Here is a 20,828-nt window from a genome sequence, read left to right as displayed (position 1 = left end):
TGGAGGTGTTCTTTTTATCATTTAGACTTGTAAAATGCTTCGTATTTCTTCTAAACGTAAATTTGTAAACTTTGCAATATCTTCGATTGGCATTCCATTTTTATGCATTCCACGAATTAATTGAATCTTACCTTCTTCAATTCCCTCTTTCTTTCCTTCATTACGAGCATGAGCGAACTTTGCGGCTTCATCCATCAAAGCTTTCTCTCTTGCCTCATATGCTTGTCGGAAAGAAGAATCTTGACTCATACGCTCCCATTTATTCATCGCTTTTTGTAAAATCGGATCTTGGTTCATCGCAATGTCCTCCAATGTTTGGGTTAGTTGTTCATCCTCGTTTGCCGGAAGTAATAATAACCAACGAACAAACAAATCTTCCCAAGGATTTACTTGTTCATTCCGCCACTGTTGCATAAGTTTCGAAATCTCTACGATGTGAACTTCGATATCACTACTCAATATTTTATGTTGTTGTCGATTCCATAAAACTCCTGTTGTATGGAATGCCTCGTATTCAGGAAACATAACGAAATTTAACAAATTGATTGTAATTGTTTTATGAAGAGAGCTGTATGGCATTCCCTTTTGAAGTTGAGCTGTGTATAGCCTTCCCCAATAATATAAACTACGTTTAATCATATCATGATTATTATTGAGTTGTATTTCTACATTGACTTTTGTTCCTGTGTCTAATGTAGCTGAAATATCTAAGATAGATAACTTATCTTCTTCATGTTCCCTGTATAAATGTGGATCTGCAAATTGTAACGAAACAATGGGTGATTCTAAAGAATCCTGTAACATCGCATTTAAAAAAGCAATTAAAATATCTTCATTTCCACTTGTGCCAAATAATTGTTTAAAAGCAAAATCAATGCGTAAATTCACTAATTGTTGGCTGGACATGAAATTTTCTCTCCCCATCTCATAAGAGGCTTTTCTTTTATTGTACATAAAATAGTGATACGCATGCAAACACGCACTTACTTAAATTTCATAAAACGCCCTGTATTTGCAGGTTATCACATCACTTCTCACGATGCAGACATTCTTACGATTGACGTACTTCTATCCTCACCTTCATTAGATCCTGACACTTCCAAAAAAGATGCGGAAGAATACTCCTATTTACAACAACTAACTGAATCGATATCTCGTTCTGAATTATGTATTTCTATTAAAGAGAGTGCACTTATTTAAACACAAAAAGAGGGTTATTTATGATAACCCTCTTCTACTATCTATTTACGTTTGTACTTGATCATAATAATGCATTCTTTTATATACAACTTATATAAGTATCAAGGTGTTTTTCTAATTCTGAATGAAATGCCCTTACGTCTATATACACTCAGCACAATCCCCATTATAAGCGCATGAAATACAGTCGGCGTTAATCCGTAACTAATAAAAGGTAAGGATATAGCAGCAAGCGGCAAGAATCCTAGTATCATTCCAACATTATAAATGAACTGGAATACAAAAAGAGTCAATCCACCAACGAGTAGCAATTTACCGTACCGATCATTTATTTTATAAGAGATGACTATTAATCTTGCTACAAAAAGAGAAAGAACGAAGACAAGAATTAATGCAAGCCAATACCCATAATAGTAAGTCAAACTTGCAAATACAAAATCAGTATCCGGAGCAGGGATGAATTTCATATCTCCATATGTACCAAACCAACCTGCTGATGACATTACCTCTTTTAATCGTATATACATAAATCCTGCGCCACCTGCATCACTCTCAGGATTTAAATACCCTAAAAGTCTATCTAAGTGGTATCCTGAAGACCATGATACGGATACCTTAATAATAAATAAACAAATAGGTACAACCGTAATAATCAACGACGTTTTCTTTCCTAGCTTACTCCACCAAAGCATAACGAATACCATCGTAATATAGATAAAAATTGACGAAAGGGTGGATACAATCAAAAATAAGTACAAAGAAAATAAATATAAAACCACAAGATGTATAATCTTTAACCTACTATTATTAAAAAAAGAAGCCCAAGCTAGAAAAAAGAAAGGCACTGCCATTAGACAGTCAATTGCAATTGGACCGATTTGTATTAACGGTTCTCCAATCATTGAAGCGTTTGAAAAACAGTATAGTATTAACAGGACAACTACTCCGATTATATAAAACAACCATCCCATTCTCTCTAATTTCCGATAATCAAGTAACATCATCCCAATCGCTGTTACAACACCGAGAATAATAAATATCACCTTATTTATCATTACTTCATTCGTATATTCAAAAACAAAAACCGGTAAAAAACCTAACCCCATAGCAGCCACTAATAAAATAAGTAAAAACCAATCCACCTTTGGCTTATGAAGTTTATTAAGTTCTTGCCCTAGTTTAATCGGACTTCCCATTTGTTCCACCGCTTTATTTTCAGCGACTTCCTCACTCAAACCTTTTTCTATCCATGTGTTCTTCGCCTGTTTTAGGTGAAAATCTAGTTCCGTTGCTACAAAGCTCTTCGCTTCTTTTGATTTAATATGATTCGTAACTTCGCTTACAAAACGCTCCCCTTTTTTGTTCAATTCCGCCTCACTCCTGTACTAATCCTTTTAATATAAATCGTGCCTTCGTAGCATTCTTCTCTGCCTTTCGCAGCATCTTGTTTCCTTTATCATTTAATTGATAATATTTAGCTCCCGCATGATCCCAGCTAGATTGGATAAAGCGATTCTGTTCTAGACGATGCAATAAAGTGTATAGAGATCCTTCATCACCTTCGAATTTTTGAATTCCTCTCCCCCGCAGTAACTGCATCAATTCATAACCTGTTTTTTCATTCATAAGAAGTTGCAACACTGCTAAAAGGATGTCTTCTTCCTTTTCGGACGATTGATTGATTTTTTCGTGCACCCGCTTTTGGTGCCGATCAGAAAAACTCAAATGTTTAAACGTTGTGTTCTCCATTGATTTTCGCAAGCCTTTTAATCGACCTTCCATTCGATTATTCCTCCAATCCTTCCTTCAAAAGCTCCTTCGCTTTTTTCAGTCTCGTTTTTATCGTATTTTCCTTTACTTCTATTACTGTAGCAATCTCTTTAATTGATAATTCCTCATAATAAAATAGATAAATGACTTCTCGATATTTTATCGGTAAATTCATTACCGCAGAAGCCAACCTACTATCCTCAGCATTTTGAATAACTGTTTGTTCGACACTTTCTTTTTGACTCTCCATATACGTAAAGTCATCCTCTGTAACGATAACTTTTTTGTTATACCAACTTTTTATATAGTCCTTACATTGATTGATTGCAATTCTCCATAACCATGTTTTCACATTCGAATTCCCTTTATATGTATGAAGAGATTTATAGCATTTCACGAATATATCTTGCGTTACATCCTCCGCAACCTCTTTATTATTCACATACGAATACACAAGCTGCAGGACTTCTTGTCCATACTTGTTCATTATTTCGTCGATAAGGTCCTCCTTATCTTCTATTTCAAACGCTTCTATCGTTAATTCATCCACATCATTTCCTCCTTCCCATATATTAGACGACGCACTGTATGGAAAAGTTTTATAAATACATAAAAAAATACGGATGGTAATGTCCATACCGTTTTTTTATAAATATTTATTTACTTCTTGTCCCCTGACACTAATGTTCTGCTTAAAAACAGGAATTTTCATCCATATATCTTGTTCCCTATTTTAAAACATAATACAATGAATACGTAACTTAATAAGCTATAACTAGTAGGTGTGGCAATCATCTCTTCCATTTTGAAAAAAGGGGGGAGGTGATAATATAATCGCGATGTTTATAATTAAATTAGTGTATGGTATCCTAACCGGAGCTGGCGTTGTCATCGGTAGAAGATACGTTGGTCCGTGGCTAATTTCTGTATACAAAAAAGCGAGAACCACCCTGCTTCGTGGAAAAGGTAAGGGCGGTTCTCGGCTAAAACGTTAATGTAATTGTCTTATAACCGCACCTACTACCACCACAATAGCAAGTTAGGTTACACAAGGCAGAAGTTTCTCAGGCTTCTGTCTTTTTTATTTTATGCAAAATTCACACTACATACTCTATCATTATTGTAACACATTTTATTTATTTTTAGTCAAGAGAAAAACTACCTAAAGGGCTCCCCTTCAGGTAGTTCTCTATTTTACGCTAACGCAGCTAGACTTTTTCAAGTTCAGCTGTGCCGCTCTCATCATTTATAGCACCTATGTTTTCAGCAATACTCTATTACCATCAAACTAAATTTGTATAATTTAAACTACAGAATAGCAAGCTAATTTTCAAATATCTTCTTGCGCATTATCCTAAATTTATTATCTATTTGTATCATGCTTATAAATAAAAGATATCCTACCGACGCACCGAGCATATTTATAGCAATCCGCCACACATCAAAAACATCAGACAAAGTTAGTAAATGTAATATCTCCCAAACAAGAAAGGTCATAACATACCACTTACGAGCTTTCTTATAGTTAGTCACTTTATTAATCAGCACTGGAACGAAAAATCCAAATGGAACTACTAATATTATATGTTGTAAAACACTTAACCAATAAGTTGAGTTTCCCCAAGGACCTGGATGTGCAATAAAATCTTTAACTTGCCAAAGTGTTATTCCAAAAAGTTGTAATAACGTTTCTAAATCAGATATATGTAAAAATTGCTGCCAAAATTCAATGGGATGATAGACAGTCCCACCTGTCAAACTGCGAACAGAGTCAAATGTAGAAGTTGAAATAAACGTTCCTAAAAAGACAATAAAACAAATGATTATATAAGGAATACATAAAATTTTTGATAATACCTTTAATGGTCTAGGAACTTCGTATACCGATTTATTAATCTCTACGCCAATAACTTTTGATTCTCCAAAACTTTGAATCGCTTTATAAATCGCTTCTTTTTCATTCATACCTTGTTCCATATATTCTTCTTTCAAGCTGTTCAAGTGATCATACATTTCTAGAAATAACTCATCCTGTTCAATATCACTAAGTTCTGAATAGGCTAAAATAGACTTAATATACTCATCAAATTCACTCATAAATAACTCCTTTCTGACAAGCTTGAATTAATGCTGTTACACTCTCCCAAGAATTCACTTTCTTCTGCAATTCTTTTTTCCCTTTATCTGTAATAGTATAGAATTTCCTTTTCATCCCATTCTCAGATTCATTCCAATAAGATTCAAGAAACTCCTTTTTCTCTAATCTCTTTAAAGCAGGATACAAAGTTCCCTGCCCCATACTATACAAATCTTCACTTGCATCCTTTAAACTTTGAGCTATTTCATATCCATATGTATCACGTTTTGCAATGATAGAAAGTAATAAAATATCTATACTTCCCTTCAAGATTTCTTTGTCCAACAATACCACCACCTTATATACATCGTATAACAACATATGTCGTTATGCAATATAGTTAGAAGAATATTCCATAAAAAAAGAACCACCTAAAGGCTCCCCTTCAGGTGGTTCTCTATTTTATGCTAACGCAGCTGCCTGTTCTTGTTGATCTACAGGAATAACAGCGTCTGTTAGTGCTTTTTCTAGTTCTGCTGTATATTTCATTTGTTCTTCTTTGCTCCAGCCTAGTTTCGCAGCCATGTAGTTGATTACTGCTTCTTTCCACTCGTATACCCAGTGGATGTTGAAGAATACAGCGCCTCTGCGGCGTACGAAGAAGTCAACTGGTTTTGCTGTCATTTCATAATCCATTGCGTATACAAGTGGGATTAGAACGTCAAGCGGCATGTTGTATTCTTTCGCTTCGTCTTTATGTTTTTTCGCTAAGTCAAATAGTACGTCAACGTTAGAACCGTAGAATTTCGCGAATTCTTCTGCTTGTGCTGTTGTTAAACCATATTTCGTACCTTCGCCAGCTTTTTTCGCAACGAATGCTGGGAATCCGTGTGAACCATCTACATGTCCACCAGAGATTGGCATATGTTTCGTGTCGCTCTTCGGATATGCGCTATGACCTTCTTTTTGTAGTAAGTTCGTTACGTAGTCTACTACCATTTCAGCCATTTTGCGGTATCCTGTTAATTTACCACCTGCGATTGTAATTAAACCAGATTCAGAAGTCCAAATTTCATCTTTACGAGAAATTTCAGATGCACTCTTACCTTCTTCATAAATTAACGGACGTACACCAGCCCAGCTTGATTCAATGTCTTTCTCTGTAATTTTCACGCTTGGGAACATGTAGTTAATCGCATTAATGATGTAGGTGCGATCTTCAGTTGTCATTTGTGGTACAGCTGCGTCTTTATCGTAGAACGTATCTGTTGTACCTACATAAGTTTTTCCGCCGCGAGGAATCGCGAACACCATACGTTTATCTGGTGTATCGAAGTAAATCGCTTGACCTAATGGGAAACGTTTTTGGTCAATTACTAAGTGAACACCTTTTGATAACTGAAGTACTTTTCCTTTTTTCGAGTTATCTTTTTCACGAAGTGTATCTACCCAAGGGCCAGCTGCGTTTACAATTTTCTTACCGTAAACTTCGTATACTTCTCCGTCTAGTAAATCGATTACACGTACACCGCATACTTTTCCATCTTTATATAAGAAACTGTCTACTTTTGCATAGTTAACAGCTTTTGCGCCGTGCTCAATTGCTTCTTTCATTACTTCAATTGTAAGACGCGCATCATCTGTACGATATTCTACGTAGTAACCGCCGCCTTTTAATCCTTCTTTTTTTACAAGAGGCTCTTTGTTTAATGTTTCTTCACGGTTAAACATCTTTCTGCGCTCGCTTCGTTTTACACCTGCTAAGAAGTCGTATACACGAAGACCAATTGATGTACTAAATGATCCGAACGTACCGCCTGTATGGAACGGAAGTAACATCCACTCTGGTGTTGTTACATGGGGACCGTTCTCATATACGATCGCACGCTCTTTACCCACCTCTGCTACCATTTTCACTTCAAGTTGTTTTAAATAACGTAGACCACCGTGTACAAGCTTCGTTGAACGACTTGATGTACCTGCTGCAAAGTCCTGCATTTCAAACACAATTGTTGATAACCCACGTGTTGCTCCATCTAATGCAATACCAGAACCAGTAATACCTCCACCAATTACGATCACATCTAACTCTTGTTTATTTACTCCGTTTAATACGTCTTTACGTTGTTTACTTGAAAATTTCATGGTAATTCCTCCCTTTGATAACGAAAAAAGAGACCACAAACTCCGCTATAGATTTCGCCTCTATAGCGCGTTGTGGTCTCTCCAAATCTCCTACCGAATTATTAACTTGTCACCATTATAACACTGTTTATGATTATTTGAAAGCTTTTGTTGCTTCAATTGCTTTTTTCCATCCAGCATATAGCTCTTCGCTTGTTTTCGCTTCCATCGTTGGTTCAAAGCGTTTGTCCATATGCCACTGTTCTTTAATTTCATCTTGGTTTTTCCAATATCCAACCGCAAGACCAGCTAAGTATGCTGCACCTAGAGCCGTTGTTTCGTTGATCACTGGACGCTCTACAGGAACATCTAAAATATCACTTTGGAACTTCATTAAGAAGTTATTTTTAACTGCTCCGCCATCAACGCGTAATGTTTTCAGTTCAATACCTGAATCTGCTTCCATTGCGCATAATACATCTTTCGTTTGGTAAGCTAAAGATTCTAGCGTTGCACGAATGAAGTGCTCTTTCGTCGTACCGCGTGTTACACCAAACATAGCGCCGCGTACTTCACTATCCCAATAAGGTGTTCCTAGTCCAACGAATGCTGGTACAACGTATACACCATCAGTTGATTCAACGCGACTCGCATACACTTCACTCTCACTTGCATCTTTAAACATACGCATTCCGTCACGTAACCACTGAATTGCAGAACCTGCTACGAAAATACTTCCTTCTAATGCGTAGTTTACTTTACCATCTATTCCCCATGCAATTGTTGTTAATAGACCGTGCTCAGAAGCTACTGCTTTTTCACCTGTGTTCATTAACATGAAGCAACCAGTTCCGTAAGTATTTTTCGCCATACCTTCACCGAAACAAGCTTGTCCAAATAATGCTGCTTGTTGGTCACCAGCTACACCTGCAATCGGTACATTTTGACCGAAGAAGTGGTAATCAATTGTTTCTCCATATATTTCAGATGATGGACGTACTTCTGGAAGCATACTCTTTGGTACTGTTAACATGTCTAGAAGCTCATCATCCCACTGTAAGTCGTGAATGTTAAACATTAACGTACGTGATGCGTTTGAGTAATCTGTTACGTGTGCTTTACCACCAGATAGTTTCCATACAAGCCATGAATCAATTGTTCCGAATAATAGATCCCCGTTTTCTGCTTTCTCTCTTGCACCTTCAACGTTATCTAAAATCCACTTTACTTTCGTTCCAGAGAAGTATGCATCAATTAAAAGACCTGTTTTTTCGCGAACCATTTCGCTATAACCTTTTTCTTTTAACTCATCACAAATTTCAGCTGTTTGGCGAGATTGCCATACGATTGCGTTGTAAATTGGTTTACTAGTTGTTTTATCCCATACAACCGTTGTTTCACGTTGGTTCGTAATACCGATACCAGCGATTTGTTCTGGTTTTACATCTGCTTCGCTTAAGCAAGTTGCGATAACTGCTAAAATAGATCCCCAAATTTCTTGCGCATTATGCTCTACCCAGCCCGGCTTTGGAAAATGTTGTGTAAACTCTTTTTGAGCTGAATGAACAATTTCACCTTTTTTATTGAAAAGAATTGCGCGTGAGCTTGTTGTTCCTTGGTCTAATGAAAGAATATATTTTTTCATATCGGTTTCCCCCTTATGCTACTTTTCTACTATTTGTATTGCTTCCGCTTTTTTTACTTGTCATATAAGAGATTGCTAGTACAATCACAGTTGCGATAATCACATAAATAAGTGCTGAATTTTGTTTTCCTTCAAATACAACTTGATGGAATAAACCTGCAAGTGATCCACCTAAAATTGGACCAACTACTGGAATCCATGCATACTTCCAGTTTGAACCGCCTTTTCCTGCAATCGGAAGGAAGAAGTGTGCGATACGCGGACCTAAATCACGTGCTGGGTTAATTGCGTATCCTGTTGTCCCACCTAATGATAAACCAATACTTACAATTAAGAAACCTACGATAAATGGATTTAATCCATCTGCAAATTTATTTGCACCAATTGCTAATATACCAAATACTAAAACGAATGTTCCAATCATTTCACTTAAAAGGTTTGCAAATGTGTTCGGAATTGCTGGACCTGTTGCAAATACACCTAACTTTGTTCCTGGATTTTCTGTTTCTTTCCAGTGTGGTAAGTAATGTAAATATACGATAACTGCCCCGATAATTGCCCCAATCATTTGTGCTGCGATATAACCTGGTACGTCACTCCATGGGAACGCTCCCTTAAATGCTAATCCTATTGTTAAAGCTGGATTCAAATGTGCCCCACTAATTGATCCAACCGCATACGCTGCAACCGCTACTGCTAAGCCCCAGCCCATTGTAATAACAATCCAACCTGAATCTTTCGCAAACGATTTCTTTAAACTTACACCAGCACAAACGCCGCCACCAAGTACGATTAACAACGCAGTCCCTATTAACTCTCCTAAAAATGCTGACATAGTATCCCTCCACAATCAATTTAAACGCTTCCAAATGTGATAGAGGTAAAATGAATGGCCATTCGTTTTTGTAAAAAGAAAAAGACCCACAGCTTGCACGCTTCTATATAAATTTATATAGAAACAATGAAATGTGGATCTCTACTTTTCTCCGTCACGTTTATTAACTTGTCTATAATGTTAACCGTAAATGAAAGCGGTGTCAACGAAAAAATTCACATTTTCGTCACTTTTTTTGGTAATGTTTCCATAGTTCGCGTTTTGATGTCGTAATTGCTGTCGCACCAGCGTTTAAAGCTCTTTCCACATCTTCTACAGTACGAATAAAACCACCTGCTAAAATCGGTACACCAGTACGCTCTTTCACTTCAGCAATAACGTCCGTCAATGCTCCAGGAAGTACCTCAATATAATCCGGTTTCGTCTTATCTAAAAGATTGCAGCTCTTCTCCATTGCACTCGAATCGATTAAAAAGATGCGTTGTATTGCCACAACACCTTTTTGCTTCGCCTTCATAATAACGCTCGCCTTTGTTGAAAGTAACCCGTACGGTCTAAACTCCTGACATAAATATTCCGTCGCATGCCCATCACTCTGCAAACCATGAATTAAATCCACATGTAAAAACACCTTTTTACAATATTGCTTCGCAAGTGATATAACACTTTTCAATTGACCGACATGAATATCTAAAATAACGATATATTCATACGAACTATGTAATAGCTTTTCCAAATCTTTAATTTGCCTCACTGCCGGCAAAATCTTCTGTTCATGAAATTCCATTCTATATGTCCCCTTCTTTATGTCATCCTATCCTTTATAGTACACAATTTAAGTGAAAAGAACAGCTAGTGTTGGGGATTTCTTTCAAATCTTTCTCTTATCTATATATTTTCTTCAACTTATCAGAACCTATACCACCTATAATCATGAATACAAGAGGCAAAAGATTCATTACATATGGCGCATCTGCTACAATTGTAATACTTGCTCCAGCAAATTTGTTTAGCATCCATACAACGATTTTTGCAATAAACAAAAATACTCCTATCATAAATAGACTATCAAAAAACACCTTCCATTTTGGATATGCCAATTGCTTACTATCTTCAATTACTTTCTGCGTCAATTCTTCATCACTCCTTAGCAGTTCATCAATTGTAATACCGAATAGATCACTTAAATGAATAATAATTTCAATGCTCGGATAGTTCTTTCCCGTCTCCCATTTCGAAACAGATTGCCTGCTCACATGAAGTTTTTCAGCCAAATCATTTTGCGACCAATTTCTTTTTTCCCTTTCTTCTTTTAAACGCTCACTAAAAATCATACTGTGTTTATCACCTCTCTATGTCTAGTATGGACAAATACATAATGAAGAGTAAAGCGAGTTGTCGTTGCGTTAGCTGTGCAACTTGTGCGTTACACCTGAAAATAAAGCTATGTAGTATGTCGATTTCATATATTTTTCTTCTATAATAATTTCCCGAACAATAATACAACGAACAGATACTAGTTAAGACTAGATTAGGCATAAAAAATACGCCATCCCTTCTTATCAGTCTCCAGAAAGAATAGCGCAAATTTTCATTTTTACTAATCATTTTTCGGACTATATGAAAACCCCGGATATTTCACAACAGGCCACTTCTCCTTACGCAGGGAATCCATTACTTGCGGGCCAACATGTATATTACTCTCCACTATTTCTTTAGGAGTCAGTGCCATCCATTGATTTAACGATACATCTTCAAAACGATTGCTTCTGAACATCTCTAAAAACCATAATGTTTCGGTACCTGTATTTTGAATATAATGCCCTGTCGCAAACGGTACATACCCGACATCGCCAGCTCTATAATCAAATGTACGAGCGGTACCATTTCCAAGAAACACAGTCATTCTCGCTTCCCCTGTCAAATAATATTGCCATTCATCATTATTCGGGTGCCAATGAAGTTCTCTCATTCCACCAGGCTCAACCTCAACGAGCGCTGCTGCGATTGTTTTGGAAATAGGGAAATTTGTAGAATCTACAATTCGGACGCTACCACCAGAAGTCTTAATCGGCTTTTGTTTTAACAATTCATGTTTAAATGTTAAAGGAACTTCTCCTTTCGGCGATTGAATTTCCTGACTTTCAAGCGAACCTGGCACCTCTCCTTGATAAATATAAACTTGATCTGAAGGAATAGAACGAAAAGCACTCTCAGGTACTCCGAAATTAGCCGACAACACTTCTTTTGGCGTATGCGCAAACCAATCAGAAATAGCTAAAGTAGATAAATCAGAAAAATGCCCATCATCGAAAACGAGTAGAAATTCACAATGTTCCAATCCTTGAATGGAATGCGGAATACCAGGAGGAAAATACCAAAGATCACCTGGCCCAACATCAGCAATAAAATTACTCCCATTTTGATCAACAGCCGTTATGCGCGCCCGTCCTAAAAGCATATACGCCCATTCCGCTTCTTTATGCCAATGTAGTTCTCGTACTCCACCGGCCGTTAAACTCATATTTACTCCCGCAATCGTCGTCGAAACCGGTAGTTCCCGAGCAGTAATCTCCCGAGACCACCCGCCTTGTTTCAAAATCATAGAAGTGTCCGAGAATGAAAACTTCAAGTTAGGAACTAACCCTGCATCCGTTATAGGCGGAACAAGCATATTCGGATTTTGAATATCCCGCATAACATTACGAGGTCCAGAATCAATCGCACCAGCTCCGTCGCTGCGGATTGGTTGTGGCACATTCCCTCCCGCTTCATTAACAGTACGTTTCTTCATGATTACACTCCTTTTTCATCCGATTAGTAAGTAAAAAGCCTCCATCATAGTGTATGAATTGGGCTTTAGATGGTTACAGTTATTATGGAGTTACATCATCTGCCTATCATTATCGTTTTGTTCATTTCTCAACTTATACTAGTATGCTTAGCGCTTAGGAAGACAAAAAATAAACTAGAACTAACAAAAAACCCTGTAAAATTTATTACAGAGTTTTTCACCAATTATTTATTGTTTTATATATCGAATACGAACATTATCGTCCATTTGATAAATTTGTAATGTGTTCCCATAACTAATTCCTAACTCTTCACTTGCACCAACTGCACCCACAAGTACCTCTTAAAATAATTTATTCTTAGTTGGTTTTACTACCGATACTCTTCGCTGCCTCTTCAAACAGTTTCGAACCTTCTTGTGCTTTACTTACTGATTGATGCATTTTACTTTCGTCTTCTTGATCTAATGCATCAAAGAGAAGTTGAAAACAATCCGCATACAGTTCCATCGACTGCTTTATCTTCGCCTGTTCTCCCTGTAACTCAGGAGGCGCTTGTAGATTCTTCAGTTTCGTTGCAGTTGCCTTTGCTCCACCTAAACTCAGTTGTACTTCACTTTTCTTTTGTTTGTATGATTTTACGTCTGAATCTGCTATTCCTTCAATTAATTTCATTGTATCTTCAATTTGAGTAGCACTATTTATGATATCTGCCTTGTACCTTTCAACATCTGAACCAGTTACCTTACCAGTTGAAAAACTAGAAGAAGTTGAATTATTTGAAGAAGAACTTGGTTGACTACTTGATGAACTACTGTTTGTACCTTCACCTTTCGCTACAGATAAGCTATCCTCTTTCTTGCTATCAGTTGACTTACTCTCTTTTTCAGAAGTCTTATTCTCTTTCTCTACCTTTTGCGTTTCTTCTTTCTTTGGCTCAGCTTTCTTACCATCAGTTTCAATTGTAATACAACCACTCAATAACATAACTGGTAACGCTAAACTTACTAATTTCTTTGCTTTCATGATTACTAATACCCCTTTATTTGTAAAATGTAGTGCAAACAAGTTAATATACTTAACTAATAAATTTCCCCCGAATAATTTATTAAAATCTACTATCCATAGATTTCCTGTATATTCATAATCTTTCCATATATATCATTTTACAAAGAATTACATATTTGGTCAAAGGGATTTATGTAGTCCTTAAAAGAAAATTTTAATCACAAAGAAAAGAAGCTAACAATAAATTGTTAACTTCTCAATCGAAAGTAAAATACTATCTTTCCTTATCTTCTAATATCTAGGTTGTGATTGAATATTTGTAAGATGAACATCATACATATCAATGATTTCAAGAAATCTATCAGCTTCACGGAAAACATGGTCTGCTAATAACGGATGAATGATACTCTTTATTTTACATTGCTCAATTAAATCACGTGCTGTTTTCTTAAAATCCCGAAGAGATGCAACCGACACACGATTTTGATCTAAAAATTGATCTAAAAGAGGGGCTGTTTGGGATTGTGGTTTCATAGATTCTAAGTCAATTGCTTGATACATCAATTCATCAAAATCATTGCTAAAATTCCGTGCTGTATCTACAAGCTTTCTTTCCGATGGATCAAGAAGATGGCCAATAAATTTAGCATGGTCTGCCATAATCCGTAAAAAGAAAACATTTTCTTTAATAATAGCATCAGGAAGCGCATCTAATTTACCTTCATTTAATTGTATTAAACGTTTTCTAAAATAATCAGCTTCCCTACTTGTATGGTCAACTAAAAGTGGAAAGTTATTTTGTCCTGGCAATTTACATGTGAGAATTAATCCTAAAATTTTTCGTTTAAATCCCCAAATATTAGTTGCGGCTTGTTGTACTTCTGCATTAAATCTTTTTATTTGCTCAGGATCTGTTTCATTTGTATAGGAATGCGCTATTTGTTCAATATGTTCAAACAATCGATAAAATTGATTAGCCTCTTCAATTAGTTGAGTATCCTCGCATCTAAATCCTAAGCGAAGAAAAAAAGAATGCTCTTTCATGATTCTAGACCAAAAACGAATTTCATTTAATGAACGCTCAACAAACATTACAGATGTAACACCTGTATCCGGATGTAATGAAGTTTCATCCCTATGCATTGTTAATCCCCCCCCAGTAAAATCCCCACTAGTTCCATTCTTATGAGTAAAAAAATATATAAATACCATCAATAAAAGTTTATGATGACTCTCTTATACATGTAAAATTAAACTAATATAACCTTAGCTTGATGAACATATACTGCTCCCGCAGAAGAAAAAAAGCTACCACCGAGATGTAAAATCCTACTAGGTGGTAACCTTTCAAAATTTCTATTAAAGCAATACCGAATCTTTATCACTTTCCTGATTACGTTTCTCACGCTCTTCTTCTAAACGCTTCATATATACTTCGCCTTCTTTTTCAATAAACTCATTATCCATATCTTGCTCTTTTTTCGAAGTATATAAAACCATGTAGCCACTTAGTACAATCCCGACAATCACAAGATACACCCACCATGGTAAAGTTTCCAAATCACTTCATTCCTTTCCTTAGACAAGCCTTATTAGTTTCACTTTATGAGGAAAGAAGTGGATTTATGCTTAAAATTTTTATTGTGGATGCTTCGCGAAAAATGCTTGTACATATTCCATAAACTCAATTGGTTCTTGACGAAACGGTGCGTGGTATCCTTTTTCAATAATATGAAACGTACTATTTGCAAATAGCCCATGATACAGTTCACCATTTTTCCAAGAAACGCTCTTATCGTGTCGTCCCCATATAATTAAAGTCGGCACCTTAATCTTATCGGCTTTCATCGCGATGCGGCGCTCTCTCATTTTCGTAAGCTGATCATAATGCTCTTTATCATCACGACTATTTTTCACTTCATTTTTATTATACTTCGTAATCTCGGTTACAGTTTGTAAGTCCGTCGATAGCGGTGGTACTTCATAACTTTCTTTTTGCTGGAAAGACTCTATCCCTGTAGCATCCGCCAAGATGAGATGCGTCACTGCATCCGGATATAAATACGCTAAATTGAGGGACATCTCTCCGCCCATTGAATGGCCGAGCACCGCAAACTGATCGTATCCGAGCTTCTTCATTAACTTATAATATAAATTCACTTGCGCAGGAAACGAATACTGAAAATCAACCGGCTTAGAAGAACGCCCAAACCCTAAAATATCAACCGCAATAATCGTATGATCTCGCACTAGTTCCGGATAAATATCACTAAACCCATCAGAAGAACCACCAAACCCATGCAACATAAGTAAAGGAGGTTTTCCCTCACCAATTTGCTTAAAATAAATCGTCTGCCCGTCAATTTGCGCCATACTCTCTTTCGTATTCAGCTTCATCATAACAGTATCTTTCACTTCTTCAACCTTCGCAATCGGCTTATCAACGAAGTTACATACGATAAGCAAAACAAGCACAATACCGCTAATCAAATAAAACTTAAACCGTTTCAAAGTTCCCGTCTCCTTTCTTGAGTTGCTATTTAAAGTTTTTACATTTTTTGGTTGTTTTATGTTCTCTTTTTAATTGTAACTAAAACAGTTACAATTATACTAAAAAAATATAACTCATTTCTATTACTAATGGTTATTCTGTAACTATTATAGTTACACATTTAAAGTAAGTCAATTCTTTTCTCTACATGGCCTAAAAATAGAAAAAGGGACTTCATGTTGAAGTCCCTTTCTTTGTTATTATAGTTGGCTTACTCCGCCGTCGCCTTTATTATCTGCTGGTGCTCCGCCTGTGTCACTAATGTTAACGTAGTCTGGTCTTGCTGGTGCTCCACCCGTATCTCCTCGACTAGCGTATTGATTAGATTCAGTAGAGCTGTTTAATCCTATGGCTAAAGCCCCCAAAATTGCTAATCCCGCTATTAATTTGCTAAGTTTTTTCATTATTTCAAAGCTCCCTTTTCTAAATATTTTTTATTCGCCTTATTATTTATATAAAAATATTTACTTGCTTTGATATGATTACCTTCTTCATAAAATTGCATTGCTAATTTTTCACTGTATTCTTTTATACATTCTAACAGATTTTTACTTTCAAAATACGAAATGCTTTCTAATACAATTTTCTCCATTTCATTTGCATTAGAGCCCTTATTCAATTCTTCCAATATCATAAAACGATATTGAAATTCTTTATTTTTTAATTCGTTACATGTTTCAATTCCCATCGCAATATATTTTTGCGCTAACTCAATTTCACCCAATTTCCAATACTCTTCAGCCACTGTAAAAATCGCTTTATAATGTTTAGGTAATTTCTCAGCAACTTCAGAAGCATGACGAATGGCTAAATCAGATAGATTTTGAGTACCATATAACCAACCTAAATTGTTTCTAATCATCAGAACGTACTTTTTATGATTTAATCTTTGGAATACATCTAAAGCAATATTAAAACTTTCTTCAGCTAATTCAAATTGCTTTAATTCCACGCAACATAAACCATATATATTTTCACATAATGCAACATTAATTTGGTACTCAGGATGATTTATAAATTCTTCTTTCGCTTTTTGAATATGGTGAATAGCTTTCACTTCCTGGTATGTATGATAGTAAAATTCACCTAAACGATAATTAAATTCTGCTTTTTCACAAGGATTTTGAATATATTCTAATAATTTTTCTGCCTGTTCAAATTCTTTACTAGCTTCCTCATAATTTTCAACCATTCTAAAATAAAGCGCTTTAAACAAATGATAATAATAAGCTAGCAAACCTTCTTGCGGAACTTCAAAAGGTTCTACTTGATTAAAGTGACCTTCTTTAATCGAAACCCAATCATTCAAAACTTGATACCTAAAATTCAACAACGCATGATAAATCAATACATCCTGATCCACGTCCAACCCACTAATCTTACTTTCAATCTCCTCTTTCATTTCCGTGGCCTTCTCTATATTTTGCTGCAACATTACACGATACCAATCATCCAATAAGTGTTTCATTTGCTCCCGCGTTACTACATCTGCTCCCATACACTCGCATCCCCTTTTCTCCAAAATTACAAAATTAGGATTTTTATACAATTATCAAAATTGTATATTACCACTCCTTTTCTATGTATTGAAAAATAATTATCAGAAAATTAAATATTTTAATTAATTATACCAAACTTTTCCTTTTTAATAACTTGAGAAACAATTGTCAGAAAACTTAACAGGACAAATAAAAAGCAAGCAGTTCCAGCACTCCGCTAAAACTACTTGCTCTCCTACTTACTATCTCTATTTTTACTCTTTAATAAATTCCTTCGTACTTCTCACTGTATCAATTGGACGAACTAATTTTTCAATTTCTTCACGTTTTGGCTCTAGGAATGGAGGTAAAGATAATTTTTCGCCAAGTGTTTCGTATGGCTCATCTCCCATAAACCCTGGGCCGTCTGTTGCAAATTCAAATAAGATTTGTGGTGCAACTCTTGCGTATAATGATTCGAAGAAGTGACGGTCTACATAGCCAGATGAAGGAAGTCCAACGCTACTGATTCTCTCAATCCATTCTTCTAATACAGCGCGATTGTCTACACGGAATGCAGCATGGTGAACCGTACCAAAACCTTGTCGTGCTTCTGGAAGAACCGTATTATGTTCTACAATGACAGAAGCACCGTTTCCACCTTTATTCACTTCAAATAAATAGAATTCTCCTTCTTGCGCAACCTCTTTAAATAATAAAACTTTTTCTAACACTTCTTTGAAGAAACTAAAGTTTGCAATACGGATGAATACAGGCCCTAAACCAGTAATTGCATATTCTAATGGAACTGGTCCGTTTTGCCATGGTGTACCTGATTCAATCCCTTTATCAAGTTCATCTGAGATTAATTGATAGTGTTGGTCATCAAAGTCAACGAAAGAAAGAGTTTTCTTACCAAATTGCTCTTTAATTCCTGTATGTTCTACTTCAAGACGGTCAAAGCGTTTCACCCAATACTCTAATGCTGCATCAGTTGGAACACGGAATGAAGTTTTTGAAATTTCATTCGTACCGTGTACTCCTTTTGGAATACCTGGGAAGTCAAAGAATGTCATATCTGTTCCTGCACTACCTTTATCATCTGCAAAGAATAAATGATACGTTTGAATGTCATCTTGGTTTACTGTTTTCTTAACTAAACGCATTCCTAAAACGTGAGTGAAAAACTCATAGTTTTTTTCTGCACTACTTGTAATCGCTGTAACGTGGTGAATTCCTTTTAATTGGTTCATTTTATATTCCTCCAATGGGTTTCATTTATATGTTAAAGTTGTATATTTTCTTCTATTACTTCTCTTCAATAGGTGCTAAATTCGCTTCAATCTCTGCACGCTGATTTTCTAAGAACGGTGGTAAATCAAGTTTTTCTCCTAAATGTTCTACATCTCCATCAACTGTAAACCCTGGTCCATCTGTCGCAATTTCAAATAGGATTCCGTTTGATTCACGGAAATATAAGCTTTTAAAGTAGAAACGGTCAATGATTCCTGAAGAATGGAAGCCTCTTTGTTTCACTTGTTCTTCCCAATAGGCAAGCTCTGCATCGTTTTTCACACGAATTGCTAAATGGTGAATGCTACCGCGGCCCGGCTTTTCAGTAGGACCATCTAAATATTTCACAACGATTTCTCCAAAAGCCTCTCCTTTAATGGACTGAAAAATTGCTTCCTCTTCGCTGCGGCTAACCTCTGTATAACCAAACATCTCTGTAAGTGTACTCGCCATTTTATCAAGTCTACGAACTGTCATTTCTACAGAACCCATTCCTTGAATTTGATGCTTTGCAGGAACTTCTGATTTCTCCCAATTTTCCCAGTGCTCTACTTTTTCTCCGTTTGAAACGAGTAGTACTAAGCGAAGACCTTCAGCATCCTCAAATTGTAAAGCAGGACGATTTGCATATGTTGTCATCTCACTATGTTTCACATTAAATTTCTCAAATCGTTCTTTCCAGTAATGTAAGCTTTCCTCTGAAGGAACGAGTAATCCAATTCGAGTAATCGCATTTGTACCGCGATATGTTCTTCCTACTAAAGGAATTTCAAAAAATGATAACTCTGTACCCGGACTTCCTGTTTTATCTCCGTAAAATAAATGGTACATTGACGGATCATCTTGGTTCACTGTCATTTTCACACGACGTAATCCAAGCACATTTTTATAAAAGTGATTATTTTCATTTGCATTTTTCGTAACCATTGAAATGTGATGATGCCCTTTAATTTTATACATTTTTAATTCCTCCGCTTCGTTTTACTAGTCAAGTGATGATAAAAAAATAATATGCTTTTTAGCTGTTCAATTTATTCTCATTATGTTTTTGTAAATTCATCTTAGTTTTTACTGCATAAGTTACTTTCGTTTTTAACTCAAAAACAACTGATTGTATGTTTTTCATATGGCTCAATTACTTTCGTTACTATCACTTTACAACTCAAGTGATTAAAAAGCAAGTATTTTATCTCGAATTCGAGATATTTTTTTATTAAATAACATTTTGGACTAAAAACACGAGAAATTCTTGGTTTGAGGACATTATAAAATTCATAAGTTGATGGATGTGAGATATCGCCAGCATTTTTGAAAAAAACACGCTAAGAGTATGCGAGATTTTATACAGTTTTTTCGTTAATCCAATAACAGACAAGAACCCTAAAACCGCACCAGAATAGGAATGTATAAAAAATTGCATAGATTGATAGAACAAAAAAAGGAGGTTCCCTTGTGAGATTAGGGTTCCTCCTTTTTCCTTGCTACCGATAATAGGACGTTATGTTAACTGATCATGTATAGGATATTCATATAGAAATTGTTTCTATCAATGCTGAATTATACAAAGAAGGAGGCATGATAATGAAAAAAGAACAATTAATATTAATTGCTAGTCTTACTCTTTTATTTCCTGTCCTTGAATTTTTCTTCCAGAAATATGATTACTTCAATTTTTACGCACATATAGGTATTATAGCCATTGCTGTATCAACTGTTGTATTCACACTCCATTATATAAAACAAATTTATTGGAAATTATCGATCGTATGAGGAAATTATGAAAGAATAGAATTTAATTGAATATGTTTTCTATTACCCGTTTCAAGCTTTTCCCCATACCTTTTACTGCCCATACTAGTTTAAGGAACACTTTAAAGATAGCATCCCATACGTGTTCATTAATAAAAAATTCGTATACTTTCTTTAACCACTCTTTCGGGGATTTACTCTTACGTTTAAACCTTTGCCAATGCGTTTCTTCACTAGTTTTCATAACTACCCCTTCTTTCTTAATCGAATATGCTTTCTATTAGAAGTTTTAACACCTCGCTATAA

At 35.8% G+C, this 20,828-nt stretch carries 23 protein-coding genes and 1 pseudogene; 3 read left to right on the top strand and 21 right to left on the bottom strand.

Annotated elements, in window-relative coordinates; translation table 11 throughout:
- Positions 1–21: 21 nt before the first annotated feature.
- The gene (locus NST27_RS05400) at positions 22–906 is read right to left on the bottom strand and encodes an Rpn family recombination-promoting nuclease/putative transposase (protein WP_000098345.1); all 885 of its coding nucleotides are present in this window, start codon (positions 904–906) and stop codon (positions 22–24) included.
- Between the two features lie 90 nt (positions 907–996).
- On the opposite strand from NST27_RS05400, the pseudogene NST27_RS05395 reads away from it, so the two are divergent.
- A pseudogene (locus NST27_RS05395) lies at positions 997–1,200 on the top strand (hypothetical protein); the annotation flags it as partial.
- A 101-nt stretch (positions 1,201–1,301) separates the two neighbouring features.
- Here NST27_RS05395 and NST27_RS05390 read toward each other — a convergent pair.
- Genes NST27_RS05390 through NST27_RS05380 form a run of 3 tightly spaced genes read right to left on the bottom strand, consistent with a single transcriptional unit; the run spans position 1,302 to position 3,520 of the window.
- Positions 1,302–2,567: an FtsW/RodA/SpoVE family cell cycle protein gene (locus NST27_RS05390; protein ID WP_047385709.1), complete on the bottom strand. Its 1,266-nt coding sequence runs from the start codon at positions 2,565–2,567 to the stop codon at positions 1,302–1,304.
- A gap of 7 nt (positions 2,568–2,574) precedes the next feature.
- Positions 2,575–2,982 carry a PadR family transcriptional regulator gene (locus tag NST27_RS05385; protein WP_000399088.1) on the bottom strand — a complete coding sequence of 136 codons (408 nt, stop codon included), beginning with the start codon at positions 2,980–2,982 and terminating at the stop codon, positions 2,575–2,577.
- Positions 2,983–2,986: 4 nt separating this feature from the next.
- Positions 2,987–3,520, bottom strand: a complete 534-nt coding sequence (locus NST27_RS05380) for a sigma-70 family RNA polymerase sigma factor (RefSeq protein WP_000344007.1) — start codon at positions 3,518–3,520, stop codon at positions 2,987–2,989.
- A 289-nt stretch (positions 3,521–3,809) separates the two neighbouring features.
- Between NST27_RS05380 and NST27_RS05375 the strand changes: the two genes are divergently transcribed.
- Positions 3,810–3,965 carry a hypothetical protein gene (locus NST27_RS05375; protein WP_000469930.1) on the top strand — a complete coding sequence of 52 codons (156 nt, stop codon included), beginning with the start codon at positions 3,810–3,812 and terminating at the stop codon, positions 3,963–3,965.
- A gap of 328 nt (positions 3,966–4,293) precedes the next feature.
- Here the strand turns inward: NST27_RS05375 and NST27_RS05370 are convergent, their stop codons facing one another.
- From NST27_RS05370 to NST27_RS05295, 16 genes are all read right to left on the bottom strand, one after another.
- Positions 4,294–5,067, bottom strand: a complete 774-nt coding sequence (locus NST27_RS05370) for a VanZ family protein (RefSeq protein WP_001288383.1) — start codon at positions 5,065–5,067, stop codon at positions 4,294–4,296.
- The gene (locus NST27_RS05365) at positions 5,060–5,392 is read right to left on the bottom strand and encodes a PadR family transcriptional regulator (RefSeq protein ID WP_000356630.1); all 333 of its coding nucleotides are present in this window, start codon (positions 5,390–5,392) and stop codon (positions 5,060–5,062) included. Before NST27_RS05365 ends, NST27_RS05370 begins: the two co-directional genes overlap by 8 nt.
- Before the next feature lie 117 nt (positions 5,393–5,509).
- Entirely contained in the window at positions 5,510–7,192 is a 1,683-nt protein-coding gene (gene glpD / locus NST27_RS05360) for an aerobic glycerol-3-phosphate dehydrogenase (RefSeq protein ID WP_000672831.1), read from the bottom strand.
- A 133-nt stretch (positions 7,193–7,325) separates the two neighbouring features.
- On the bottom strand, positions 7,326–8,816 hold the full coding sequence (glpK, locus tag NST27_RS05355) for a glycerol kinase GlpK (RefSeq protein WP_000760006.1): 1,491 nt from the start codon (positions 8,814–8,816) through the stop codon (positions 7,326–7,328).
- A 13-nt stretch (positions 8,817–8,829) separates the two neighbouring features.
- Complete coding sequence (glpF, locus tag NST27_RS05350) at positions 8,830–9,651, bottom strand: glycerol uptake facilitator protein GlpF (protein WP_001272197.1); 822 nt, start codon at positions 9,649–9,651, stop codon at positions 8,830–8,832.
- 226 nt (positions 9,652–9,877) lie between these two features.
- Positions 9,878–10,438 (bottom strand): glycerol uptake operon antiterminator GlpP, encoded by a 561-nt coding sequence (gene glpP / locus NST27_RS05345; protein ID WP_000394285.1) that lies wholly within the window; start codon positions 10,436–10,438, stop codon positions 9,878–9,880.
- Between the two features lie 97 nt (positions 10,439–10,535).
- Positions 10,536–10,985 (bottom strand): helix-turn-helix domain-containing protein, encoded by a 450-nt coding sequence (locus NST27_RS05340; RefSeq protein WP_000577658.1) that lies wholly within the window; start codon positions 10,983–10,985, stop codon positions 10,536–10,538.
- Positions 10,986–11,251: 266 nt separating this feature from the next.
- The gene (locus tag NST27_RS05335) at positions 11,252–12,445 is read right to left on the bottom strand and encodes an oxalate decarboxylase family bicupin (RefSeq protein WP_000747517.1); all 1,194 of its coding nucleotides are present in this window, start codon (positions 12,443–12,445) and stop codon (positions 11,252–11,254) included.
- Positions 12,446–12,803: 358 nt separating this feature from the next.
- Complete coding sequence (locus NST27_RS05330) at positions 12,804–13,469, bottom strand: DUF7018 domain-containing (lipo)protein (RefSeq protein WP_000644834.1); 666 nt, start codon at positions 13,467–13,469, stop codon at positions 12,804–12,806.
- 273 nt (positions 13,470–13,742) lie between these two features.
- Complete coding sequence (locus tag NST27_RS05325) at positions 13,743–14,594, bottom strand: DUF2935 domain-containing protein (protein ID WP_000554479.1); 852 nt, start codon at positions 14,592–14,594, stop codon at positions 13,743–13,745.
- 216 nt (positions 14,595–14,810) lie between these two features.
- Entirely contained in the window at positions 14,811–15,011 is a 201-nt protein-coding gene (locus tag NST27_RS05320) for a sporulation YhaL family protein (RefSeq protein WP_000449225.1), read from the bottom strand.
- 78 nt (positions 15,012–15,089) lie between these two features.
- A complete protein-coding gene (locus NST27_RS05315) occupies positions 15,090–15,962 on the bottom strand; it encodes an alpha/beta fold hydrolase (RefSeq protein WP_000819470.1) in 873 nt (290 codons plus the stop codon).
- 240 nt (positions 15,963–16,202) lie between these two features.
- Positions 16,203–16,406 (bottom strand): Phr family secreted Rap phosphatase inhibitor, encoded by a 204-nt coding sequence (locus tag NST27_RS05310; RefSeq protein WP_000736508.1) that lies wholly within the window; start codon positions 16,404–16,406, stop codon positions 16,203–16,205.
- Positions 16,406–17,500, bottom strand: coding sequence for a response regulator aspartate phosphatase (locus tag NST27_RS05305; protein ID WP_000500573.1), 1,095 nt, complete (start codon positions 17,498–17,500; stop codon positions 16,406–16,408). Before NST27_RS05305 ends, NST27_RS05310 begins: the two co-directional genes overlap by 1 nt.
- A 255-nt stretch (positions 17,501–17,755) precedes the next feature.
- On the bottom strand, positions 17,756–18,733 hold the full coding sequence (locus tag NST27_RS05300) for a ring-cleaving dioxygenase (protein WP_001072553.1): 978 nt from the start codon (positions 18,731–18,733) through the stop codon (positions 17,756–17,758).
- Between the two features lie 55 nt (positions 18,734–18,788).
- Positions 18,789–19,733, bottom strand: a complete 945-nt coding sequence (locus NST27_RS05295) for a ring-cleaving dioxygenase (protein ID WP_000276683.1) — start codon at positions 19,731–19,733, stop codon at positions 18,789–18,791.
- 621 nt (positions 19,734–20,354) lie between these two features.
- Between NST27_RS05295 and NST27_RS05290 the strand changes: the two genes are divergently transcribed.
- Entirely contained in the window at positions 20,355–20,543 is a 189-nt protein-coding gene (locus tag NST27_RS05290) for a hypothetical protein (protein WP_000712159.1), read from the top strand.
- Positions 20,544–20,565: 22 nt separating this feature from the next.
- Here NST27_RS05290 and NST27_RS05285 read toward each other — a convergent pair whose 3' ends face one another.
- Positions 20,566–20,766, bottom strand: a complete 201-nt coding sequence (locus NST27_RS05285; protein WP_000858032.1) for a hypothetical protein — start codon at positions 20,764–20,766, stop codon at positions 20,566–20,568.
- Between the last annotated feature and the right edge of the window lie 62 nt (positions 20,767–20,828).

It is taken from the genome of Bacillus sp. FSL W8-0770 (assembly GCF_038008705.1).
Lineage (GTDB): Bacteria > Bacillota > Bacilli > Bacillales > Bacillaceae_G > Bacillus_A > Bacillus_A cereus.
This window is presented reverse-complemented; position numbering and strand designations above follow the sequence as displayed.